The sequence below is a fragment of the Vibrio sp. 10N.286.52.C3 genome, from assembly GCF_041468865.1.
In the GTDB taxonomy this organism is placed as follows: domain Bacteria; phylum Pseudomonadota; class Gammaproteobacteria; order Enterobacterales; family Vibrionaceae; genus Vibrio; species Vibrio crassostreae_C.
Window position 1 is genome coordinate 1 of record NZ_JBFRJM010000133.1, and the last position, 3,573, is coordinate 3,573.

Consider the following 3,573-nt stretch of genomic DNA (forward strand, 5'->3'; position numbering starts at 1 on the left):
GCATGCTACTCAAGCAGTTCATGATCGCTCATTACCTTGCAGTGATGCAAAACCCTTATCCGATGGGGCATTCTACTCAAGCCGTTCATGATCGCTCATTACCGTGCAGCGATGCTAACCCCTTATCCGATGGGGCATTCTACTCAAGCCGTTCATGATCGCTCATTACCGTGCAGTGATGCCAAACCCTTATCCGATGGGGCATGCTACTCAAGCAGTTCATGATCGCTCATTACCTTGCAGTGATGCAGAACCCTTATCCGAAGGTCATTCTACTCAAGCAGTTCATGATCGCTCATTACCGTGCAGTGATGCCAAACCCTTATCAAATGGGGAATGCCACTCAATGCATTCATGATCGCTCATTACCGTGCAGTGATGCCAAACCCTTATCCGATGGGGCATGCTACTCAAGTCGTTCTTGATCGCTCATTACCTTGCAGTGATGCTAAACCCTTATCCGAAGGGGCATACCAGTCAAGCCGTTCATGATCGCTCATTACCGTGCAGCGATGCTAAACCCTTATCAAATGGGGAATGCCGCTCAATTCACTCATGATCGCTCATTATGACGCAGGGATGTGAAAGCTACATACAGCGGAGCTGGCTGGACGTTGTGTTCTTGATCGCTCATAGCACTACTGGGGTAAATTCAAATAAAAGGCCATTGCTAATGGCCATCTTAGTGAGAAAGGCTGTGGTGAAATTCTTTGGGATATTGCTCACATAATAAGAAAAGTTTCATGCAGTGATAGCGAGGCTATTAACCCATTGATTATCAAAAAATTATTCAGAAATTATATAACATTTCTAATGAGCGATCATAACATTTTACCAGTGATTAAAGCATCTACCTGACGTGTATTACCTGTTGGTAATGTGTGAGTAACCCTGTATAAGCTGTATAAAGCAATTGAGCGATCAAGAATAAACAATTGAGCGATCAAAAGATGCAATTGAGCGATCAAGAGCTGGGAATTGAGCGATCAAAAGATCCAATTGAGCGATCAAAAGATCAAAGCGTGATCTATCCACAAGCCAATTTTATGACCGCTCCTAAATGAGCGATCATAAGAATATGAAGTTAAAAGAGTAGCATTTAACTATAAAACATAGACTTACGTAGAGCGTATGTATCACCGCACTAAATTGAGCGATCAAGAGTTGTATAAACAAATATCAGCGGTTAAGTATGGGTGTAATCATACTAATCATTAAACCTTTATCAACTAAAGAAATCATCTTTAAAAAGATCATATTTTTAATAACTTAAATCAAAATAATCTGGATGATCATGATAGGGTTGCTTATTCTTGTTCAACAGTTATGATTAAAGCATCATGAAAAACAGTGATAGAGCACATGCCGATAGAACTCAACGATATCTCACCTGAATTGCTAGAAAAAATTGACCTGAAAAGGCGTTTTACTCTTTTTCTTTTCGACCCAGCTGATGTTGAGTTATTTGATACAATTCAGGACATGAGTTTAGGCTTGAAACAACGCACTATTGCTCAACACCTGATCGCCTTAGCTAAATCACACAGTGGCATAGCCAATAAAGTATTTCAAGAAGGCGTAGAGGCACGTTATGAAATTAAACCTGCAACCCTTCGACGTACTTTGATGGAGCTTAAGAACTTAGGGTTCTTAGTCTTACATGAAGTCACTCATAACGGTCAAAAACGGTCTACTTCAAATATTTACACCTTAGCTAAAAAAGTGGACCTAGCTATAATTGCTGATCGTGACTCCCTAACGGATCGCAATCGTCCCAAAGGCAATAAAAAGTCTAATCGTGAAAGTGTCAAAAATGCTCTTCAGAAGAAATCTCTATCTCAACAGGATGTTGATCTGCGACCTTATCTTCCAAAGGGTATGCCTTATGACAAACAAATCTTACCTACTGAGTACATAGCACTGGCTCCAAACAAGAGGAATGGCAGCCCTAAAGCGCTTGTCCAATTCAAGCATCCAAAAGGTGGTAATTATACGGTTGCTGCAAAAGGGCATGAACAAGTATCGACTAAAGGTGCTATCCAAACCTTAATGGCACTATTGTCGTTAGCTATCGCATATAACGCCCGAGCAATGAAAACTAAGCGGTTTTCGCGTCCGTTCGAAAATACTGAGTGTGCTGCAAAACTAGAAGAGATTTTGTATCTACGTGGTCTGAGTGACAACGGTCAGACTCGTGATCGCATAAGAGAACAAATTCAAGAATTACGTCACACAGTTTATGAGTGGACCGATCTAGACGGTGTGATTGTAGATGAAGAACTTCAGAAACTGTTCACGCAAAAAGACTTCCAGTTCATTATTGAACTGGAAACCAACTCAAAACTCGCCCCCGTTATCAATGAGAACGGCGTGGAAGTAAAGCCGACACTGTTCTTCTATACGTTTCATCCCAAACTAATCGAAATTCTGGCTAAGAAAGAAGTATTTTTCACTTTACCCAAAAAGATTGCAGTTGGTGACCCTCTGTTACTCCTCTTCTACATGTGTCTGCGTGTGAGGCGAGTAGGGTATGAGTCTTTGGATCTATCTTTAATTGCTGAACATATGTTTTTCGATGGGAGTGATAAAAAGCTTCATAATGACATCACAGCTGCGTTGGAAATCTATAAATGCAAACCAGGTGATTTGGTAATGCGCAATGATAAAAAGATTACCAAAGACTACAATTTGTGCGGGTACTATATTTCATTCACAAAGAATCAAGATGGTAACTACGTGGCCGTAATTGACTGTGATGAGAAACAGATGATAGAAGCTACAGGTTCAACCTTCAACGAAGGCAAAAAGAATGCTCCAACGATAATGAACCCGTTGGTCAACAAGTTTGCGTTAGCAGATGAGATGAAACGTAACGTACTCGTAGATGCACTCCGCGATGACCTATTGTTTAAATATGTAACACATACAACTAGACGTTTCGCGAATTACCGAAAATTTAAATTATTAGAATCTGAATACACAATATCTGCCTATGACGATGAACACCACATAGACCGTATTGCTCACTTAGTTTCAATGGATTTAAATGCCAATAAAGATGTTGCTGTAGAAGCGCTACATAAAGTGCAAGGCCATCTTAAGAAACTCACTTATGGTGATACAATAATTGAATCCGAACACTTCTACAGCCTGATGAGCCGCTTGGAAACTGGGCATAATATCAAGTTATCAAAAAGTGAATTAATCGACAGTGTAAAGCTATTGAGAGCCAAGAGATTTAACCAGTGGGTTAATGGAGAATTAGATGAGCTTGCCGCTTTCATTTCATCTAAGTTGGCTCAAGTAAGCTAAAGAGACTGAAAATCACAGAAAGTCGATATAGTCACTAAGTATGGTTACCTATTAAAAAAAAGAACCCGATGTGTGTCGGGTTCTTTTTTTCGTTTAATTGTCGTCTGAAACCACCCAATGGTCAGCCACCAGCCGCGTTATAAAGGCATCGAAGGTATCCGCCCCATGAACCCACGGGGCGACTTGTCAGTGTTTGAAGTTCCAAGGCAGGAGTGCGTCGATATCAGGCTCAGCTTTCGCCAGCTCTTTCATGCACTTGAC

Annotated in this window: 2 protein-coding genes; both read left to right on the top strand. The window is 40.8% G+C overall.

The genetic code is table 11. From position 1 onward, the window contains the following. Positions 1 to 203 precede the first annotated feature (203 nt). Complete coding sequence (locus AB4138_RS23750; RefSeq protein WP_372307957.1) at positions 204 to 425, top strand: hypothetical protein; 222 nt, start codon at positions 204 to 206, stop codon at positions 423 to 425. A 937-nt stretch (positions 426 to 1,362) separates the two neighbouring features. Beyond that, the gene (locus AB4138_RS23755; protein ID WP_372128423.1) at positions 1,363 to 3,312 is read left to right on the top strand and encodes a replication initiator protein RctB domain-containing protein; all 1,950 of its coding nucleotides are present in this window, start codon (positions 1,363 to 1,365) and stop codon (positions 3,310 to 3,312) included. Positions 3,313 to 3,573: the final 261 nt, after the last annotated feature.